Origin of the sequence: Mesorhizobium sp. M0862 (assembly GCF_040319795.1) — a bacterium.
Classification (GTDB): domain Bacteria; phylum Pseudomonadota; class Alphaproteobacteria; order Rhizobiales; family Rhizobiaceae; genus Mesorhizobium.
In genome coordinates this window covers 106,068-122,627 of the sequence record NZ_JAMYOJ010000016.1, presented here as the reverse complement: position 1 = coordinate 122,627, position 16,560 = coordinate 106,068, and the positions used below count along the sequence as shown (strand labels likewise).

The 16,560-nt window shown below is 62.1% G+C and carries 17 protein-coding genes; 16 read left to right on the top strand and 1 reads right to left on the bottom strand.

What is annotated here, in order from left to right; all coding sequences use genetic code 11:
- Positions 1-54: 54 nt before the first annotated feature.
- The 8 genes from ccoG (at position 55) to NKI15_RS22740 (ending at position 9,410) form a co-directional block, all read left to right on the top strand.
- On the top strand, positions 55-1,614 hold the full coding sequence (ccoG, locus tag NKI15_RS22775) for a cytochrome c oxidase accessory protein CcoG (RefSeq protein ID WP_352887124.1): 1,560 nt from the start codon (positions 55-57) through the stop codon (positions 1,612-1,614).
- Positions 1,611-2,108: a FixH family protein gene (locus NKI15_RS22770; RefSeq protein ID WP_352515437.1), complete on the top strand. Its 498-nt coding sequence runs from the start codon at positions 1,611-1,613 to the stop codon at positions 2,106-2,108. Before ccoG ends, NKI15_RS22770 begins: the two co-directional genes overlap by 4 nt.
- A complete protein-coding gene (locus tag NKI15_RS22765; protein WP_352887120.1) occupies positions 2,105-4,393 on the top strand; it encodes a cation-translocating P-type ATPase in 2,289 nt (762 codons plus the stop codon). Before NKI15_RS22770 ends, NKI15_RS22765 begins: the two co-directional genes overlap by 4 nt.
- Complete coding sequence (ccoS, locus tag NKI15_RS22760; protein ID WP_023808099.1) at positions 4,390-4,560, top strand: cbb3-type cytochrome oxidase assembly protein CcoS; 171 nt, start codon at positions 4,390-4,392, stop codon at positions 4,558-4,560. Before NKI15_RS22765 ends, ccoS (NKI15_RS22760) begins: the two co-directional genes overlap by 4 nt.
- Before the next feature lie 66 nt (positions 4,561-4,626).
- On the top strand, positions 4,627-5,394 hold the full coding sequence (locus NKI15_RS22755) for a CBS domain-containing protein (protein ID WP_352447885.1): 768 nt from the start codon (positions 4,627-4,629) through the stop codon (positions 5,392-5,394).
- A gap of 100 nt (positions 5,395-5,494) precedes the next feature.
- Positions 5,495-5,611 carry a cbb3-type cytochrome oxidase assembly protein CcoS gene (ccoS, locus tag NKI15_RS22750; RefSeq protein ID WP_352886926.1) on the top strand — a complete coding sequence of 39 codons (117 nt, stop codon included), beginning with the start codon at positions 5,495-5,497 and terminating at the stop codon, positions 5,609-5,611.
- Between the two features lie 417 nt (positions 5,612-6,028).
- On the top strand, positions 6,029-7,210 hold the full coding sequence (gene ubiM / locus NKI15_RS22745) for a 5-demethoxyubiquinol-8 5-hydroxylase UbiM (RefSeq protein ID WP_352887147.1): 1,182 nt from the start codon (positions 6,029-6,031) through the stop codon (positions 7,208-7,210).
- Positions 7,211-7,499: 289 nt separating this feature from the next.
- Positions 7,500-9,410 carry a putative bifunctional diguanylate cyclase/phosphodiesterase gene (locus NKI15_RS22740; RefSeq protein ID WP_023808103.1) on the top strand — a complete coding sequence of 637 codons (1,911 nt, stop codon included), beginning with the start codon at positions 7,500-7,502 and terminating at the stop codon, positions 9,408-9,410.
- A gap of 94 nt (positions 9,411-9,504) precedes the next feature.
- Here the strand turns inward: NKI15_RS22740 and NKI15_RS22735 are convergent, their stop codons facing one another.
- Positions 9,505-9,786 (bottom strand): DNA -binding domain-containing protein, encoded by a 282-nt coding sequence (locus NKI15_RS22735; RefSeq protein ID WP_081725593.1) that lies wholly within the window; start codon positions 9,784-9,786, stop codon positions 9,505-9,507.
- Between the two features lie 104 nt (positions 9,787-9,890).
- On the opposite strand from NKI15_RS22735, the gene NKI15_RS22730 reads away from it, so the two are divergent.
- The 8 genes from NKI15_RS22730 (at position 9,891) to NKI15_RS22695 (ending at position 16,457) form a co-directional block, all read left to right on the top strand.
- A complete protein-coding gene (locus NKI15_RS22730; RefSeq protein ID WP_023694857.1) occupies positions 9,891-10,124 on the top strand; it encodes a helix-turn-helix domain-containing protein in 234 nt (77 codons plus the stop codon).
- A gap of 373 nt (positions 10,125-10,497) precedes the next feature.
- Positions 10,498-11,460: an ArdC family protein gene (locus NKI15_RS22725; protein ID WP_352659091.1), complete on the top strand. Its 963-nt coding sequence runs from the start codon at positions 10,498-10,500 to the stop codon at positions 11,458-11,460.
- A gap of 248 nt (positions 11,461-11,708) precedes the next feature.
- Complete coding sequence (locus NKI15_RS22720) at positions 11,709-12,128, top strand: DUF2958 domain-containing protein (RefSeq protein ID WP_352659089.1); 420 nt, start codon at positions 11,709-11,711, stop codon at positions 12,126-12,128.
- A 78-nt stretch (positions 12,129-12,206) separates the two neighbouring features.
- On the top strand, positions 12,207-13,928 hold the full coding sequence (locus NKI15_RS22715; RefSeq protein WP_352562163.1) for a ParB/RepB/Spo0J family partition protein: 1,722 nt from the start codon (positions 12,207-12,209) through the stop codon (positions 13,926-13,928).
- 547 nt (positions 13,929-14,475) lie between these two features.
- Entirely contained in the window at positions 14,476-14,799 is a 324-nt protein-coding gene (locus NKI15_RS22710) for a DUF736 domain-containing protein (RefSeq protein ID WP_023672372.1), read from the top strand.
- Between the two features lie 169 nt (positions 14,800-14,968).
- Positions 14,969-15,238: a helix-turn-helix transcriptional regulator gene (locus NKI15_RS22705; protein WP_352441132.1), complete on the top strand. Its 270-nt coding sequence runs from the start codon at positions 14,969-14,971 to the stop codon at positions 15,236-15,238.
- Entirely contained in the window at positions 15,235-15,783 is a 549-nt protein-coding gene (locus NKI15_RS22700; protein ID WP_352887113.1) for a S26 family signal peptidase, read from the top strand. The genes NKI15_RS22705 and NKI15_RS22700 overlap by 4 nt, the downstream gene beginning before the upstream one ends.
- Positions 15,771-16,457: a lytic transglycosylase domain-containing protein gene (locus NKI15_RS22695; protein WP_352887110.1), complete on the top strand. Its 687-nt coding sequence runs from the start codon at positions 15,771-15,773 to the stop codon at positions 16,455-16,457. Before NKI15_RS22700 ends, NKI15_RS22695 begins: the two co-directional genes overlap by 13 nt.
- Positions 16,458-16,560 lie beyond the last annotated feature (103 nt).

Here is a 16,560-nt window from a genome sequence, read left to right as displayed (position 1 = left end):
CAGTACCGATGAGTCGGCTTCCGGCGAAATCGTCGCTGGTGACTGGAGCTTCTCGTGCTCGATAACACGCAAATAGAACGGATCGAACCCACGACGGTCAACTCCGCCAAGGTGCGCCAGCCAATGTATGCCGCGCGCAGGAAGATCTTCCCGAAGCGGGCCTCGGGCAGCTTTCGCCGATTCAAATGGATCGTGATGGCGATCACGCTGGGCATCTACTATCTGACGCCGTGGCTGCGCTGGGATCGGGGTCCGTTTGCCCCCGACCAGGCCGTGCTGCTCGATGTCGCCAACCGGCGCTTCTACTTCTTCTTCGTCGAGATATGGCCGCAGGAATTCTACTATGTCGCCGGTCTTCTGGTCATGGCCGGCGTCGGTCTTTTCCTGATCACATCGACTGTTGGCCGTGCCTGGTGTGGCTACACATGCCCACAGACCGTATGGGTCGATCTGTTCCTGGTCGTCGAGCGCGCGATCGAGGGCGACCGCAACGCACGCATCAAGCTCGATGCCGGTCCTTGGACCACTCGTAAGCTTGTGCTGCGGGCATCGAAACACGTCATCTGGCTGGTCATAGCCGCAGCGACTGGTGGCGCATGGATCTTCTATTTCGCCGATGCGCCGACGCTGCTCGGCGAACTCTTCACCGGCACGGCAGCGCCTGTCGCCTACATCACCGTCGCGGTTCTGACGGCGACGACCTACACGTTTGGCGGGCTGATGCGCGAACAGGTCTGCACCTATATGTGCCCATGGCCGCGCATCCAGGCAGCCATGCTCGACGAGAGCTCGCTCACCGTCACCTACAATGACTGGCGCGGCGAACCGCGCACGCGTCACGCCAAGAAGGTTCTTGCCGCAGGGCATCCCGTCGGCGATTGCGTCGACTGCAATGCCTGTGTCGCCGTCTGTCCGATGGGGATCGACATACGCGACGGTCAGCAACTTGAATGCATCACCTGCGCGCTCTGCATCGATGCCTGTGACGGCGTCATGGATAAGCTCGGCAAAGCGCGAGGACTGATCTCCTACGCGACGCTCTCCGACTACAACGCCAACATGATCCTGGCCACCGCCGGCGGCGCCAGCTCGGTCAATCCATCACTGGTCAGGACGGATGACGGCCTGTTTTCGGACAGGGTGGCACATTTCCATATCCGCAAGATCTTTCGGCCACGCACTTATGTCTACATGGCGATGTGGTCACTGATCGGACTGGGCCTGCTCTTTTCGCTGCTGACGCGCGACCGGCTCGAAATCAACGTCTTGCACGACCGCAACCCGCAATTCGTGACGCTGTCGGACGGCTCAATCCGCAATGGCTACACCGTCAAGCTTTTGAATATGATCCCCGAGCCAAGAACGATCGTCGTCACCGTTGGAGGCTTGGCGGGCGCAGAAATGAGCGTCGTTGGCGTCGACTTGCCGGCCGCCCGCTCCTTCGCGGTCCAGGTTGAGCCGGACCGGCTGAAGATGTTGAAGGTTTTCGTGCGCGTGCCTGCCGATCAGATCCACGGCGAAGCGCAGACCTTCACACTCCGTGTCGAGGACAAAGCGAGCTTCGAGTCCAACGAATACACCGCCACCTTCAACGCGCCGGAGATCGCCAGATGAACGCCACCACGCGAAAACCCCGCGAATTCACCGGCAGGCACATGTTGGCCATCATCCTCGCCTTTTTCGGCGTGGTCATCGCGGTCAATCTGACGATGGCGACGCTTGCCAACACAAGCTGGACCGGCCTCGTTGTCGAAAACACCTATGTGGCCAGCCAGCAGTTCAACAAGAAGGCCGAGGAAGGCCGTGCGCAGGCAGCGCTTGGCTGGACCGGCCAGTTGACCATCGCATGGGACGAAGTCCGCTATGGCATCATCGACGCCGCGGGCAAACCGGTTTCCCTGCATAGCGTGAAGGTGCTGTTTCGCCATCCGGCTTACGAGAAAGAGGATGAGTCCGTCACGCTCGCCCTCGTCTCTGGCCAGGAGTTTGGAGCACAACACGTGCCAAGGGATGGAGTGTGGATTGTCGAAATCGACGCCGATGCCGGCCTGGCAAGACCTTATCGCGACGTGCGCAGGGTCATGATTTCCAATGGAGCGCTAAAATGAGCTGCTGTGCACCGGGCGCGGAAGTCGCGCTGGATCTTGTCAGCGCCACTTCAGTTCTGCCGTCCAGCCAGGAGGTCAGGCTGGCCAGCCGATCGCTTGGCGACGACCTTCATCAGACCGACCTTTCGGTGCCGACCGTTCATTGCGGCGCCTGCATCCAGACGATCGAGACGGCCTTGGGAAAACTCGGTCACGTCGAGGCAGCTCGCGTGAACCTGTCAACCAAGCGGGTCTCAGTCCGCTGGCGCGGCGACGAGGCTCCACCATTGGTCGCTGTGCTCGGCCGGCTCGGCTATCAGGCGCATTTGTTCGAAACCGAGATTGATGCAAAGGACAAGATGCTTTCGGAGCTTATCCGCGCCGTCGCTGTTGCCGGCTTTGCTGCGGGCAACATCATGCTGCTCTCGGTGTCGGTCTGGTCCGGCGCCGAGGGCGCCACCCGCGACCTGTTCCACTGGGTCTCGGCCCTGATCGCCATTCCTGCGCTGGCCTTCGCCGGCGGCATCTTCTTCAAGTCGGCGTGGAATGCGCTGCGCCACGGCCGCATGAACATGGACGTGCCGATCGCCGTCGGCGTGTCGCTGGCCTATGCCATGAGCCTCTATGAGACGATCACCCACGGTGACCACGCCTATTTCGATGCGTCGGTATCGCTGCTGTTCTTCCTGTTGATCGGCCGCACGCTCGATCACGTGATGCGCGAACGCGCGCGGACCGCGGTAAAGAACCTGTCACAGTTGGCTGCGCGTGGCGCCATGGTGCTGCGCGGCGATGGCGCACGGGACTATTTGCCGGTTGGCGAAATCGAACCGGGGATGCAACTGCTCATTGCAGCCGGCGAGAGAATCCCCGTCGACAGCACGATCGTTCATGGAGCGTCGGATCTTGACTGCTCACTGGTCACTGGCGAGAGCACGCCGCGAAACGTCGCGCCAGGGGAGATTGTGCAGGCCGGTGTCCTCAACCTCACCGGTCCGCTGACGATTGAGGCGACAGCGGCCGCCAAGGATTCGTTCCTGGCGGAAATGGTTCGGTGGATAGAGGCCGCCGAAGGTGGTCGCGCCCGGTATCGCCGTATCGCCGACCGCGTGTCGGCACTCTACGCGCCCGTGGTTCATCTCACCGCCTTGGCAACCTTCCTGGGCTGGATGGCGGTGACTGGCGACTGGCACCGGGCGATGACGATCGCAATCGCTGTTCTCATCATCACATGCCCGTGCGCGCTTGGCCTCGCCGTTCCAATCGTTCAGGTGGTGGCCGCGCGGCGCCTGTTCGAAAACGGCATCATGGTCAAGGACGGCTCGGCCATGGAGCGCCTGGCGACGATCGATACAGCCGTGTTCGACAAGACCGGGACGCTCACGCTTGGGAAGCCACGGCTCGTCAACACGTCGTCGATCGATCCCGCCATGCTGGCAATCGCTGCCGACCTGGCCGCGCATTCGCGTCATCCATATTCAAAGGCCATTGCCGGCTTTGCCGTCAGCAGCAGCCAGCACAAATTCGACGCGGTGACCGAGCACCCGGGTTTCGGGATCGAAGCCACCGCCGCCGGTATCACCTGGCGGCTGGGTCGACGCGGATGGGCTGGCTGGAAGGCGCGAACCGGCGGCGAAGGCAAACATGGCTACGGCGGAACAGTGCTGACGAAAAACGGCATGATTGTCGCATCCTTCGTTTTCGAAGATGCGCTACGCCTCGACACCAGGGCAGCGATCGATCAACTGCGCAACGCTGGTATGTGCGTGGAAATGCTGTCGGGCGATACCGCGAAAGGCTGCGCCGAGGTTGCGGACGTGCTTGGTGTCGACGACTTCGTTCCCTGCCTGCTGCCGTCCGGCAAGGTTGAACGCATCGAGAGCCTGGCGAGAGACGGGCACAAGGTTCTGATGGTTGGCGACGGCCTCAATGACACGCCGGCGCTGAGCGCTGCGCATGTCTCGATCGCACCCGCCACCGCCGCCGACATTGGCCGCAATGCAGCCGACTTCGTTTTTCTGCGCGAAAGCCTCTTGGCGATCCCGCTGGCGCTGGACGTGTCGCGCAAGGCGGGAAGCCTGATCCGACAGAACATAACAATTGCGATCGTTTACAATGCTGTGGCGGTGCCGATCGCCATTCTGGGTCATGTTACGCCTCTCATCGCGGCGGTCGCGATGTCTGCCTCGTCATTGCTTGTGATTGGAAATGCCATGCGTCTGCAAGGCTTCGCAACGGGTGCGCCGTCCGAAACTGCGCGGCAGGACAGGCCCGCGCGGGCCGGCGCCTTGGCCCAATCCTCATGACGACGCTCGCCTATCTCATTCCGGTGGCGCTGTTCCTTGGCGCACTCGGCCTGTGCGGCTTCCTGTGGGCATTGAGAAGCGGCCAGTACGACGATCTCGATGGCGCGGCGGAGCGCATTCTTATCGACCGCGACGACGGCGCGGAGAATCCTCCTCGTTCCAAGTGACTCAGATCAACGCGCCGCGCGTCGGGATGTCCTATCGTCGTCCGACGAAAGATCAGGAGGGTGAGGATGCAAGCCGAATCCATCATGACGAAACCAGTCATCACGACGGTTGCGAACGCGACGATCGCCGAAGCGGTCGAGCGCATGCTTTCAAACAAGGTCAGCTGCCTGCCGGTAGCGAACAGCGACGGCACCCTGATTGGCATTGTAAGCAAAAGCGACTTCTTGCGCCGAGAGGAACTCGGAACCCAGCGTGTGCGTCCGCGCTGGCTGGAGTTTGATCTTGGCCCGGGCACAACCGCCAATGACTATGTGCGCTCGAACGGACGGATCATCCATCAGGTGATGACCACACCCGTCATCTCGGCGCCTCCTGGCGCCTCGATTGCAGATATTGTCGACTTGATGATGCAACATCGCATCAACAATGTGCCGATTGTCGATCGGGAAAGGGTCGTCGGCATCATCACGCGAACTGATTTGCTGCTTGTCCTGATCCGCGCCATGCCGAAACAGGGAACCACTCCACCCGATGACGACCTGATCCGCAACGCGATACTTGCCGAACTGCAGTCACAAACCTGGAGCGGTGGCGACTTGATCGATGTGAGGGTCAGCGACGGCCTTGTCGAACTGAAGGGGGCGATTGTCGACGAGCGTCAGCGGAAGGCAGCGATTGTTGCGGCTGAGAAGGTTGCCGGCGTCGGGCAAGTCAAGGACGGCCTCCTCCTCAGTACGGATCCGTTCGGTGACGGTTTCGAAGCTGCGGAAAAAGCGGGGACGCCAAGCAGAGTCCCTTTGGTTCTGCTCCCTTCCCACATCATTTGGACATGAGGCCGTCGGCGAGTTGCTTCGGCGATAGCGCCCGTCATGGTTGGCGAGCACGCTGTCGGCAGCGAAGACGCCCGTCCTGAGGGAATGCGATGGCCGCTGCCTGTTTTGGTGGGGCTTGGACCGGGGCTTCCTGTGGATCTTGACGAGCGGCCAATACGAAGATCTCGACGGCTCCGCCCAGCGGATCCTTATCGATCGGGAAGAGCCGCGAGGCTGAACCGGTTGGCGGCGTCAACGACTGTGCGGATGCTGGTCGTCATCGACCGAATCTTTAGCTGGCGATCGCCCGCGTTGTGACGATATCGCCGCGCGTGCGAAGAACGGATCAGCCGGCAATACGTTGACGAACTTTTGGCCAGGAGGGGCACCGCGATTGGGAAGCCCACCATTCAGAATGACTAGACATGCAACGTTTTCGCGGCAATCGACCACTCGACCCTGAACCCGCCGTTGCCGGGTTTGTCGAGCCTGGTTGATCCAGATCAGCGTTATCTCTTCATCGGCATGGTTTCATTGACCAGGCTTCCAACGGAGAACGCATGTCTATCGACGCTGGGGAGATGTGCAAACCGTGGGTGATTGCGATGCGTCAAGAGCGCTTCGTATCGCAGATAGACGCTATGGCGGCACGCTGATGGCCGGCTCTGTTGACACATTCGACATCATTGTCGTCGGAGCTGGGCCGGTCGGACTTGCCTTCGCAGCATCGCTCGCCCGGAGCCGACTCAAGGTGGCAGTGGTTGAACGGCAGTCGCTCGACAGCCTGGCGAATCCGGCTTTCGACGGTCGCGAGATCGCGCTGACCCACGCATCAGTGAGAATCCTTCGCGAGCTCGGCGCCTGGGATGCCATCCCCGCATCGGACAAATCACCGCTTCATCGCGCGCGCGTGCTCAACGGATCGAGCCCTTTCGCCCTGTGCTTCGATACTCCCAGCGGATCTGGGGAACCACTCGGATTTCTGGTCCCAAATTGTCGGATCCGCGATGCCCTGTTCAAAGTTGTCTACTTCCAGGATCATGCCCGGCTGCTGTGCGGCAACTCGGTCGTCAATGCAACAACCAGCGACGACGAGGCGGTCATAGCGCTTTCTGATGGCAGGCAATTGGCCGCTCGGCTGCTCGTCGCAGCGGATTCGCGTTTGTCCGCGATGCGCGACCTGCTCGGCATTGGCGCCGACATCCATCCGCTTGGCCACTCCATGCTGATTTGCCGAGTGAGGCACGAGCGCTTCCATCACCAGATCGCGGTCGAATGGTTCGACCACCATCAGACCATAGCGATGTTGCCGCTCATGGAAGGCGTGTCGTCGCTGCTTCTGACTTTGCGCTCAATCGAGGCCGATAGACTGTCTGTTCTCGATGACGAATTGTTCCTCATGGAATTGATGAACCGGTGTCGAGGACGCCTCGGGCAGATGACCCTGGCAAGCACCCGCCATGCCTATCCGCTGGTCACGACCTGGGCGCACAAGTTCTCGGCACCGAGTGCGGCACTGATAGGAGACGCTGCCATCGGCATGCACCCGGTGACCGCGCATGGCTTCAACATAGGCCTAAGCGGCCAGAAGCAACTCGCTCATAAAATACTGACAGCATGTCGCGCCCGCCGCGACATTGCCGATCCCGACATGCTCGGTAGATACGAAAACCGGCTGCGGCTGTCGGCGGCGCCGCTCTATCATGCCACCAACATGCTTGTCGGTCTTTACTCAAGCGAGCACCCGGCGGCACGGCTTGCAAGACATGCTGGGCTCCGCTTTGCCCAACATCTTCCCTTTGTCCGCCATGGCATTTCGGCCATGCTCAGGCGGTGAATCGCACAGAGCGCTACTCTGGAGCGCTGTCTCGGCGCGGCTTCTTTGTCTTGCTGGCTCGCGGCGTCGCGGGCAGGCTGCTTCCTGGTGACGTTGCCGATCATGGCATAATTCGGATCAAGGCACGCGCGCGGGCGAAACCTTGATGATTCGGCAATGCTAAGCCAAAGGTGTGACCCGAAGCATGGTGAGCGCACTGGTTACCCTCGCTGGGTAGTTAACCCGTCCTTCAGTGGGCTTGCATAGGTTTGGTCCTCGCGAACAATGACGGAAGCAAACTGGTCCATTCATGGCACCCCTAAAGAAAGAAGAATCGCTGGAGGCCAAAATCCGTCAGGATCAGCTTGCTGACCTGAGGGCCGGGCTCTTCGTGTCGATGCCGATAAGCGCGATCCTGTCAGGCCTGATTTGCGGGGTGCAGGCCCTTTCTGGCGGCGGCTTTGCCGCTGCAAGCTGGTTCCTGGTCGTCAATGCGCTAAATGCCGCCCGGCTTGCACTCGCGCGTTTTCAGCTAAAGGAAACGGGGAGCCATCAGGATTTGCTTGGCGTTTTGCCGCGCCTTCGCATGTTTGGCGTCCTTGCCCTTCTGGCAGGGTTTGCCTGGTCCTTCCCGGCCGTGCTGACTGTTGGATACACAACACCACAAGCACCGATGCATCTGGTCATACTGGCGGGCATTTCAGCTGGTGCGGTTACATATGGCAGTTCGTATGCCACGGCGGCGACCAGCTTCATCACACCTCCACTCCTCATCACGGTGGCGTGCCTTTTGGCGAAAGGCAATTTTGAACGCTACATTCTGGCTTTCACCGTTCTGCTCTTCATGGGCGGCTTGGTCCGAGCTTCGTTTGTTGGGCAGGCGCGCTTCCGCGAAGCAAGCCGCCTGAGACATGAGGCAGAGCGACTTGCGTCGGAAATGGAGCGCAACTCCAGGGAGGACCATTTGACCGCCCTTCTCAACAGGCGGGGCCTTGAACACGCCATCGGTCGGTTCAAGACCGCGGATGGCCCCTTCGTGGCAATGCTGATTGATCTGGACGGCTTTAAATCGGTCAACGACACCTACGGTCACAGGACCGGTGATGAACTGCTTGTCATGATCGCCCGCCGCATAGAGCAGGAAGCACCGGAAGGCTCAACGCTCGCTCGTATCGGCGGCGATGAATTCGTGCTGGTTTTTCCCTCAACGAGAGCTTCGCTTTCTGCCAGTGATCTCGCCTCCAATATCATAGCCAAAATTGCTCGCCCCTATATCGGGGTCGCGTCCGTGCGCGTCGGGGCATCGATAGGGATATACTTGGCGCAGACGTCGAGCCTGACTGAAATGCTGTTGCGGGCCGATATCGCCCTTTATACGGCCAAGCGCCATGGCAGGAACGAATTTTGCCTGTTCGATGCCGAACTCGACCGGGAACTCCAACGCCGCCAGTCCATCGAACGGGACCTTCATTCGGCGATAAAGACGGGAAGATTGCAACCTTGGTTCCAGCCGATCGTGAAACTCGACACCGAGGCCGTGGTCGGTTTTGAAGCCTTGCTGAGATGGTCCCATCCGACACATGGTGCCATCTCTCCACCCGAAATCATCACAGCCGCACGCGAAACCGGAATGCTTCAGCTGCTGACGCAAACCGTATTCGCCGACTGTTGTGCTTTTATCGACGGCTTGGTGAAAGCTGACCGTCGTAACATTCGTGTGGCGATGAATGTTTCCCCGCGCGAACTGGAAGCCGGCGATATCGACGACATGGTTCTGGATGGTCTGGCGGCAAGAGGCCTGCCTGCAACGATGTTCGAAATCGAGATTACCGAAGAATCGCCGGTGGACCCGGACAGAGTGGATGAAAAGCTCGGACGGCTTTCGCATGCCGGTATTTCCATCGCGCTCGATGACTTCGGCACCGGCTTTTCTACCTTGGCATCTCTCAAGGATCGCCGGATACGCAAGGTGAAAATAGACCAGGGCTTCATTCGCGGCTTGGCTAAGTCCAGAGAGGACCGACTGCTTGTCAAATCGGTCATCGAACTCGGTGACATGCTCGGGATCGAGGTCATGGCCGAGGGCGTCGAAACAGAGGCGGATCGGCAAACCCTGCACAAGCTTGGCTGCCGAACCGCTCAAGGCTTCCTCTTCTCCAAGGCTGTGCCTTTGATGCAAGCACTGGAAATGGCAGTCAAACAGCACGCGAACCAGTTGTGACCGCTCCCGCAGCGCCGGCTGTCGCGGCCGTGCGCTGCCGAATTTGGCTACAGAGACTTGCCTGCTCGAAACACGTGGCAGTGGGCGCTGTGCATCAGCCGGCGAACAGTTCCTTGTAGCCGGTCGTCATCATCCAGTTCGCACGGTCGATATGGCTCCGAAGAGCTTTGCGGGCGCGGACCGGGTCAATGGACGGGTCTATGCCGAGAATGCGCTCGGCCATCTCCTTTTCGCTGGCATTGTCGGCGCAGGCATCCAGGATCCGCAGGTAGATCTTGAAATGCTCCCTGTCGTAGCTCGTGAGGTTCTCCGACCAGGGGACTTCATCGCTCAAAGTTGAGCTTCGCGTCTCATCTGTTCCCATTGGTCCATTCATGCCTGCGGATCTCGCCTGTGAGTGCACGCAGTATATCCCAAAATGGGATAATCCGAAACCGGGATTAGTCGCTGATCCGGTCTTTACCCGACCGGTTCGCCTCCATGCCCAAATCCCTTCGATCGCCCCGCCACCAGCGGTTCCTGGCCCGGCTGGTTTTGCTGCGCAAGACCAAAGGCCTGACCCAGAAGCAGCTGGCTGACAAGCTTGGTCGTCCCCAATCCTTCGTGGCCAAGTACGAGGGCGCAGAGCGGCGTCTCGACGTCATCGAGTTTCTCGACATAACTGCGGCCCTTGACGCTGATCCGTGCGAGATTCTGTCCAGCCTCCGGTCCTAGCGGGCGCCCGCGCGCCTGACGACGCGCATCAGGTGCTCGTGAACCGAGCCCGCTTTTCTTCGGCAAGCTCAGGCGGTCTCGGCCATTCGGCTTCGCCCCTTGGCGTGGGCAGCCCTTCGGGCTGAGACGGTCGCCGCCCTTGCGGGCGGCGCGGTTTGTCGGTTGGCCTTTCCCGGTGGGCGCGGGGTGGGCGGCACTCCCTTCTAGGCCCGCCGCGGCAGCCCGCAACCCTTCGCGTGCCGCGCAGGGTCCTCCTCTTCGTTCCGGTCCTTCGGATGCGGTCCGCCTACCACGGCGGGCCTTTCCGGTCGCGACTCGCCGCCCACCCCGCTTCCGGGGAAAGGCGCGGCGATTGGTGAGCGGAGGATAACACATGCGTGCAAACAGCAAGCGTACCACCAGCACAGAGGCTGGCGCAGGCAAGGGCAGGCGCCCGGGCGCCAGCCTCTATCAGGAGATCACCGACCGCATCATTGCCGAACTGGAGCGCGGTACCGTGCCATGGGTCAAGCCATGGGGCAGCGCAAAAGCAGGCCTTGGCCTGCCGAGGAATGCGTCCACGGGGCGCACCTATTCCGGCATCAATATCCTCATCCTGTGGGGCGCCGTCATCGAGCGCAGCTATCCCAGCCAGAACTGGCTGACCTTCCGGCAGGCGCTTGCCCATGGCGGCAACGTCAGGAAGGGCGAGCGCGGCACGACCATCGTGCATGCCGACCGCTTTGTCCCCAAGGACGAGAAGGAGCGCGCTCGCCACGAGGGCGATGAACCACTGGCGGTGCCTTTTTTGAAGCGCTTCACGGTCTTCAATGTCGCGCAGTGCGATAATCTTCCGGAAGAGCTCCATGCCGCCGCCGAGCCTCTGCCTCAGTGCGAGATCGTGCCGCAGGCCGAGACGCTCATTCGCGCCAGCGGTGCGGATTTCAGGGTCGGCGGCGATCGCGCTTTCTACATGCCGGGCAGCGACCACATTCAGGTACCGCCGCAGCCGGCGTTCCATCAGCAGATCGACTATTACCGAACCTGCTTTCACGAGCTTGGCCACTGGACCGGCCACCCGACGCGGCTTGCTCGCGAACTCTCCGGCTCGTTCGGCTCCAAGGCCTACGCGCGTGAAGAATTGGTCGCCGAAATCGCTGCCGCCTTCGTCTGCGGCAATCTCGGTATCGAGCCGACCGTGCGTCACGCCGATTACATCGGCTCATGGCTGAAGGTGCTGCGCGAGGACAACCGCGCCATCTTCCGTGCCGCCAGCCTCGCCTCGAAGGCCGCCGATTTCCTGCTTGGCCTTCAGGCCGATGCCGAAGGCGAGGCGCAAGAAGGGATTGCGGCATGACGATGCGCGATCCTCAACTGGCCGCGACCGAGCCGACGCCGCAAAGGAGCAGATGCTCATTCCTGGCGTCCAGCCCATCACCACGCGGGCAAACCCTCCTGATGGACGCGCCGATGTGTCCGCGCGCGGCGCAAAGCTGCTCGAAGTCGGCCTCTTAATGGTGAGGCGGATCAGAGGAAGGTCCAGGGAGCCTTTCTCCCGCCGGACGCAAGAAATCAACGCGACCCGTTCTGACAAGGAGTCTTTCCATGATCCTGATCACCAATCCACTGCGCGCACGACTGCTCGCCCATGGCGCCGCCGGCGCCGACATCGACCATTTTCCCGTTGTGAAACTGTTTAATCCGACAGGTGCCGCGACCTGGCTTCTGAGCGAACTCGACGCCGATGGCGACACTCTGTTCGGTCTTTGCGATCTCGGCTTCGGCTTCCCCGAACTTGGCAGCGTCAGTCTGGCCGAGCTTGCATCCGTAAAAGGTCCGCTTGGCCTCGGCATAGAGCGCGGCCTGCATTTCCAAGCGCGCTTTCCGCTCTCCGTCTATGCCGAAGCCGCCCGCATTTGCGGCCACGTCACCGAGGCCGAGCGACTGCTGCGGCAGGCAGCAGACGCCCTATCAAAGCCCCATTCCGAGCTTCCGCCCGACACGGCGGAACAGCAGCGCCGATAGGCGCAAAAACGTCCCGCCGCGCCGGCCTTCGGCCTCTGCGGCGGGGACAACCTTATCCAAAGCAAAAGGAGAGTAACCATGCAGCTTGCCCACATTCCCTTGGATCAGCTCAACATTTCCGCGCTCAACATGCGCCATGGAAAACGCGCGCCCGACATATCCGACATCCTGCCCTCCGTGCGTGCGCGCGGCGTGCTGGTGCCACTCCTTGTGCGGCCGAACGGCCAGCCGGAAACCTTCGAGATCGTCGCCGGCAGGCGGCGCTATTTCGCCGCGAAATCGCTTGCCGACGAGCGCGGCGAAGGCGATCCCTTGCCCTGCGCCATCATGGAGGACGGTGACGACGCCGATGCGCTGGAAGCTTCGCTGATCGAAAACCTCGCCCGCCTCGATCCTGACGAAGTATCGCAATGGGAGACGTTTTCGCGGCTTGTCAGGCAAGGCCGCACCGTTCCCGACATCGCTGTGACCTTCGGCATCACTGATCTCAAGGTCAAACGCATTCTGGCGCTTGGCGACCTCTTGCCCAAAATCCGCGAAGCCTATCGGCGCGAGGAGATCGATACCGAGACGGTGCGCCATCTCACCATGGCTTCCAAGGCGCAGCAGAAGGACTGGCTGGCACTCTGTGCCGATCCCGATCAATACGCGCCGCGTGGCTATCAATTGAAGCAATGGCTGTTCGGCGGCCAGTCGATTTCCACCAAGGTGGCGCTGTTTGCCATCGAGGAGTATCCCGGCCTGATCACCTCGGACTTGTTCGGCGAGGACAGCTATTTCGCCGATGCCGACCTGTTCTGGCAAAAGCAGAACGAAGCGATTGCCACCAAACGCGACACCTATCTCAACGAGGGCTGGAGCGAGGTTGTGCTGCTGGAACCGGGCCAGTATTTCCACGCATGGGACCACGAGAAGACCCCGAAGAAGAAGGGCGGCAAGATCGTCATCACTGTCTCGCATCGCGGCGAGGTCGAGTGTCACGAGGGCTGGCTGTCACGCAAGGAAGCCCGCCGCGCCCGCGAGGGCGGCGAGCAAGAAGAAACAGCCGCCAAGCTGCCGCGCCCCGAAGTCACCGGCCCGATGCAGAACTATATCGATCTGCATCGCCATGCCGCCGTGCGCGCGGCCATGCTCGACCATCCCGCCGTGGCGCTGCGCCTCGTGGTGGCGCACGCCATCACCGGTTCGGGCCTGTGGCAGGTGCGGCCCGAGCCGCAGCGCGCAGCCAACGAGACGGTGACTGCCAGCCTTGCCGGCTGCAAGGCTGAAGCCGCATTCGGCAAAAAGCGGCGCGAGGTATTGGCCCTGCTCGGATCACCGGATGAGGATAGCTTGGTCGCCGGCGGCAATGGCGACGCCGTTGCTATCGCCGGCGTGTTCGCGCGCCTCTTGGCGCTCTGCGACGACGATGTCATGCGCGTTCTCACCCTTGTCATGGCCGAGACGCTTGCAGCCGGCAGCGCCGTCATCGAGGCGCTCGGCAACCACCTGAACGTCGACATGGGCATATGGTGGCAACCGGACGATGCCTTCTTCGACCTCTTGCGCGACAAGGAAATCGCCAATTCGATGCTGGCCGACGTCGGCGGCAAGCTGGTCGCGGACGGCAATGTCGCCGAGAAGGTCAAGACGCAAAAGAACATCATCCGCGACTTCCTGGCGGGCGAGAATGGCCGCCCCAGGGTCGAGACCTGGCTGCCGCGCTGGATGAAATTCCCGGCCGAAAGCTACACCAGCCGCGGCGGCTTCCGCACCGCCGATCAGTGGACACAGGTGCAGCCGCTGTTCGTGCGCGAATAGTCGATCAGGGCCCGAGCGGCGGTTCTCTCGATTACCGCCGCTCAGGTCGCGCGCGCCGCTACGGGCCACGCCGGCTGCCGATTGGGCGTCTTGTCGAGCCAGGCCGCGCGCGAGAAATTCCGGACGCCAGTTCGCCCCATTTCGGCAGCCCCGCACCGCGCCGGGTTGCTTGCTGAGGCGCCAAAGGCGCATGGGGCCAATTGTCCGATCCGGTTGCCGACAGAGCCCGCGCAGCCGGCGCTCTGCATTGCCGCCGGCTTCTTGTGTCACCGATCGCGCCACCTGTCTCCATTGTGTCTCAGGGACCATTCCCCTGCGGCTGGCTTGTCGACCTATGGGCGGATCAGGCCCGCCCGAAACCCTCGCCGGCAGCTTTTTTCCCCGCCGCCTGCGGCGGCTTCCTCGCGCCGCTTCGCTTCAAAAAAGCTGCCCGCGCGGGTCCTCCGCTATCGCTGCGGCCATCCCGGTTCCGGCGGTCCGGACGCGCCCATCACGGTCCGCCATCGCAGGGGAATGGTCCCCTGCGAGCACCAAGAGGAGACTGGAAATGACCGCGATCGGATACGTCACCAAACAGGAAAACGGCGGCTACAAGGGCCAGCTCAAGACGCTCAGCGTCCGCGCCGACATCGATATCGTGCCCAATCAGGCAAAGAGCGCCGACACCCATCCCGACTTCCGGGTGCTGACGCAAGGGGTCGAAGTGGGTGCGGGCTGGATCCGCACCGGCGAGACCTCCGGCAAGGACTATGTGAGCCTGTCGATTGCCGCCCCCGAGTTTGGCCCCCGCAAGCTCTACGCCAATCTCGGCCGCGCCGCCGGCCAGGATGACGACGACACTTACGCCATCATCTGGAACCCGGTCGACTGACCGGCCGATCCGGAAAGCCCCGCGCCGCCACCGGCGCGGGGCCTCTCTCAGGACCCGTGAGGCCGCCGAAGGGGGCGGCGAAAACTCGCCCCCCACTCTTCGCCCGTCCCCAAAACGATCTCGCTCGCCGATCCTCGCCTCGCTTGCCAGTAACGAACCGAGGATCATCATGGACGACGAAAACGAACGCGCAGCCCGCGCCAAGAAGGGCAGTCCGTTTCTCAACACCGCGCAGGCGGCCTTCTATATCGGGCTGTCCCAGCGCACGCTGGAGAAGATGCGCCTCAAAGGCGGTGGCCCGCAATTCCGCAAGCACGGCCGCTATGTCCGCTATCACATCGACGAACTCGACGACTGGTCGAAGGGGCACGCGCAGGAGACCGCGCCCGAGGATGGCGGGCACGAATCCGGCTCGGCCGGTGAGGGAGGCCGCTCATGAGCCGGCGTCCCACCATCCGTCTGATCGGCAGCCATCTGCGTCGCATTCGAGCCCGCAAGACGATCGTCGTTGCCACAATCGGCCTTGCCCTGATCGGCTTCGCCGCCTTCGGCAAACCATCGCCCTGGCTGGTCTGGAACGCCTCGGCGAGTGCGCCGGTCGGCCTCTATCGCGTCGCGTCCGGATCGCCGGCTCTTGGTGATCTCGTACTCGTCCGCCCGCCAAAACCGGTCGTCGATCTGGCCGCCGAACGCTTCTATCTGCCCAGCAACGTGCCGCTGGTCAAGCACCTTGCCGCGCTGCCCGGCGAGCATGTCTGCACCTTCGGCGACGCCATCATCATCGGCGGCGAACTCGCCGCGCGCCGGCTTGCAACCGACACGCAGCACCGTCCGCTGCCTTGGTGGAATGCCTGCCGAAAGCTCGCCGATGCCGAGGTTTTCCTACTCGGCAGCGATAAAAATCGCTCGTTCGACAGCCGCTATTTCGGGCCGGTGCCGACCGAAAATATCATCGGGAGGCTCGTGCCGCTATGGACCGAGTGACCCTCCTGATGCTGGGCATGCTGTCTCTCGCACCATGCGCCTGTTCCGCCGCGACCAACACGAAGCCGGTCGTCATCTCCCATAGTCCGCAGCTTGCAAGATGGCAGCCCTTCGTAGCCGAAGCAAGCCGGCGTTTCAGCATTCCACAGACTTGGATTTATGCCGTCATGGATGCCGAAAGCCGGGGGCAGACAAGGCTCGATGGACGGCCGGTCACGTCGAGCGCCGGTGCCATTGGCCTGATGCAGGTGATGCCAGGCACCTACGAGGAGTTGCGCGCAGAGCTTGGCCTGGGAGCCGCCCCGCACGACCCTCGCGACAACATTCTGGCAGGCACTGCCTATCTGCGCGCCATGTATGACCGCTTCGGATTTCCAGGCCTGTTTGCAGCCTATAACGCCGGGCCGGAGCGCTACGAACAGCATTTGCAGCGTGGGCGGCCACTGCCCAGCGAGACGGTTTCGTATCTGGAAGAGGTCAAGGCGGCGGGCATTTCGGCCGCCGATATGGACGCGCTCACCGACAAATCCCCTTCCAAAACCGCGCCGGGAATCCCGTCCGGGCAGTCGCTGTTTTTCCTCCGAAACGGTGTTTCCGTGACCGGCCCGAATGGCCAACTCCTGGTGCCGCTCGGATCGGAGCGAGCAAGGTCAGGCCGGCCGGATCGCAGGTGAGGCAGCGGCTACCGTGGTTCGGGCGGGGGGCAGGGAGGCAGGTCCGCGGAAGGCAAGATAAAGGCATCGCCTCCTGGAGGCGGCGAAGTGTTTGTCTGCACAT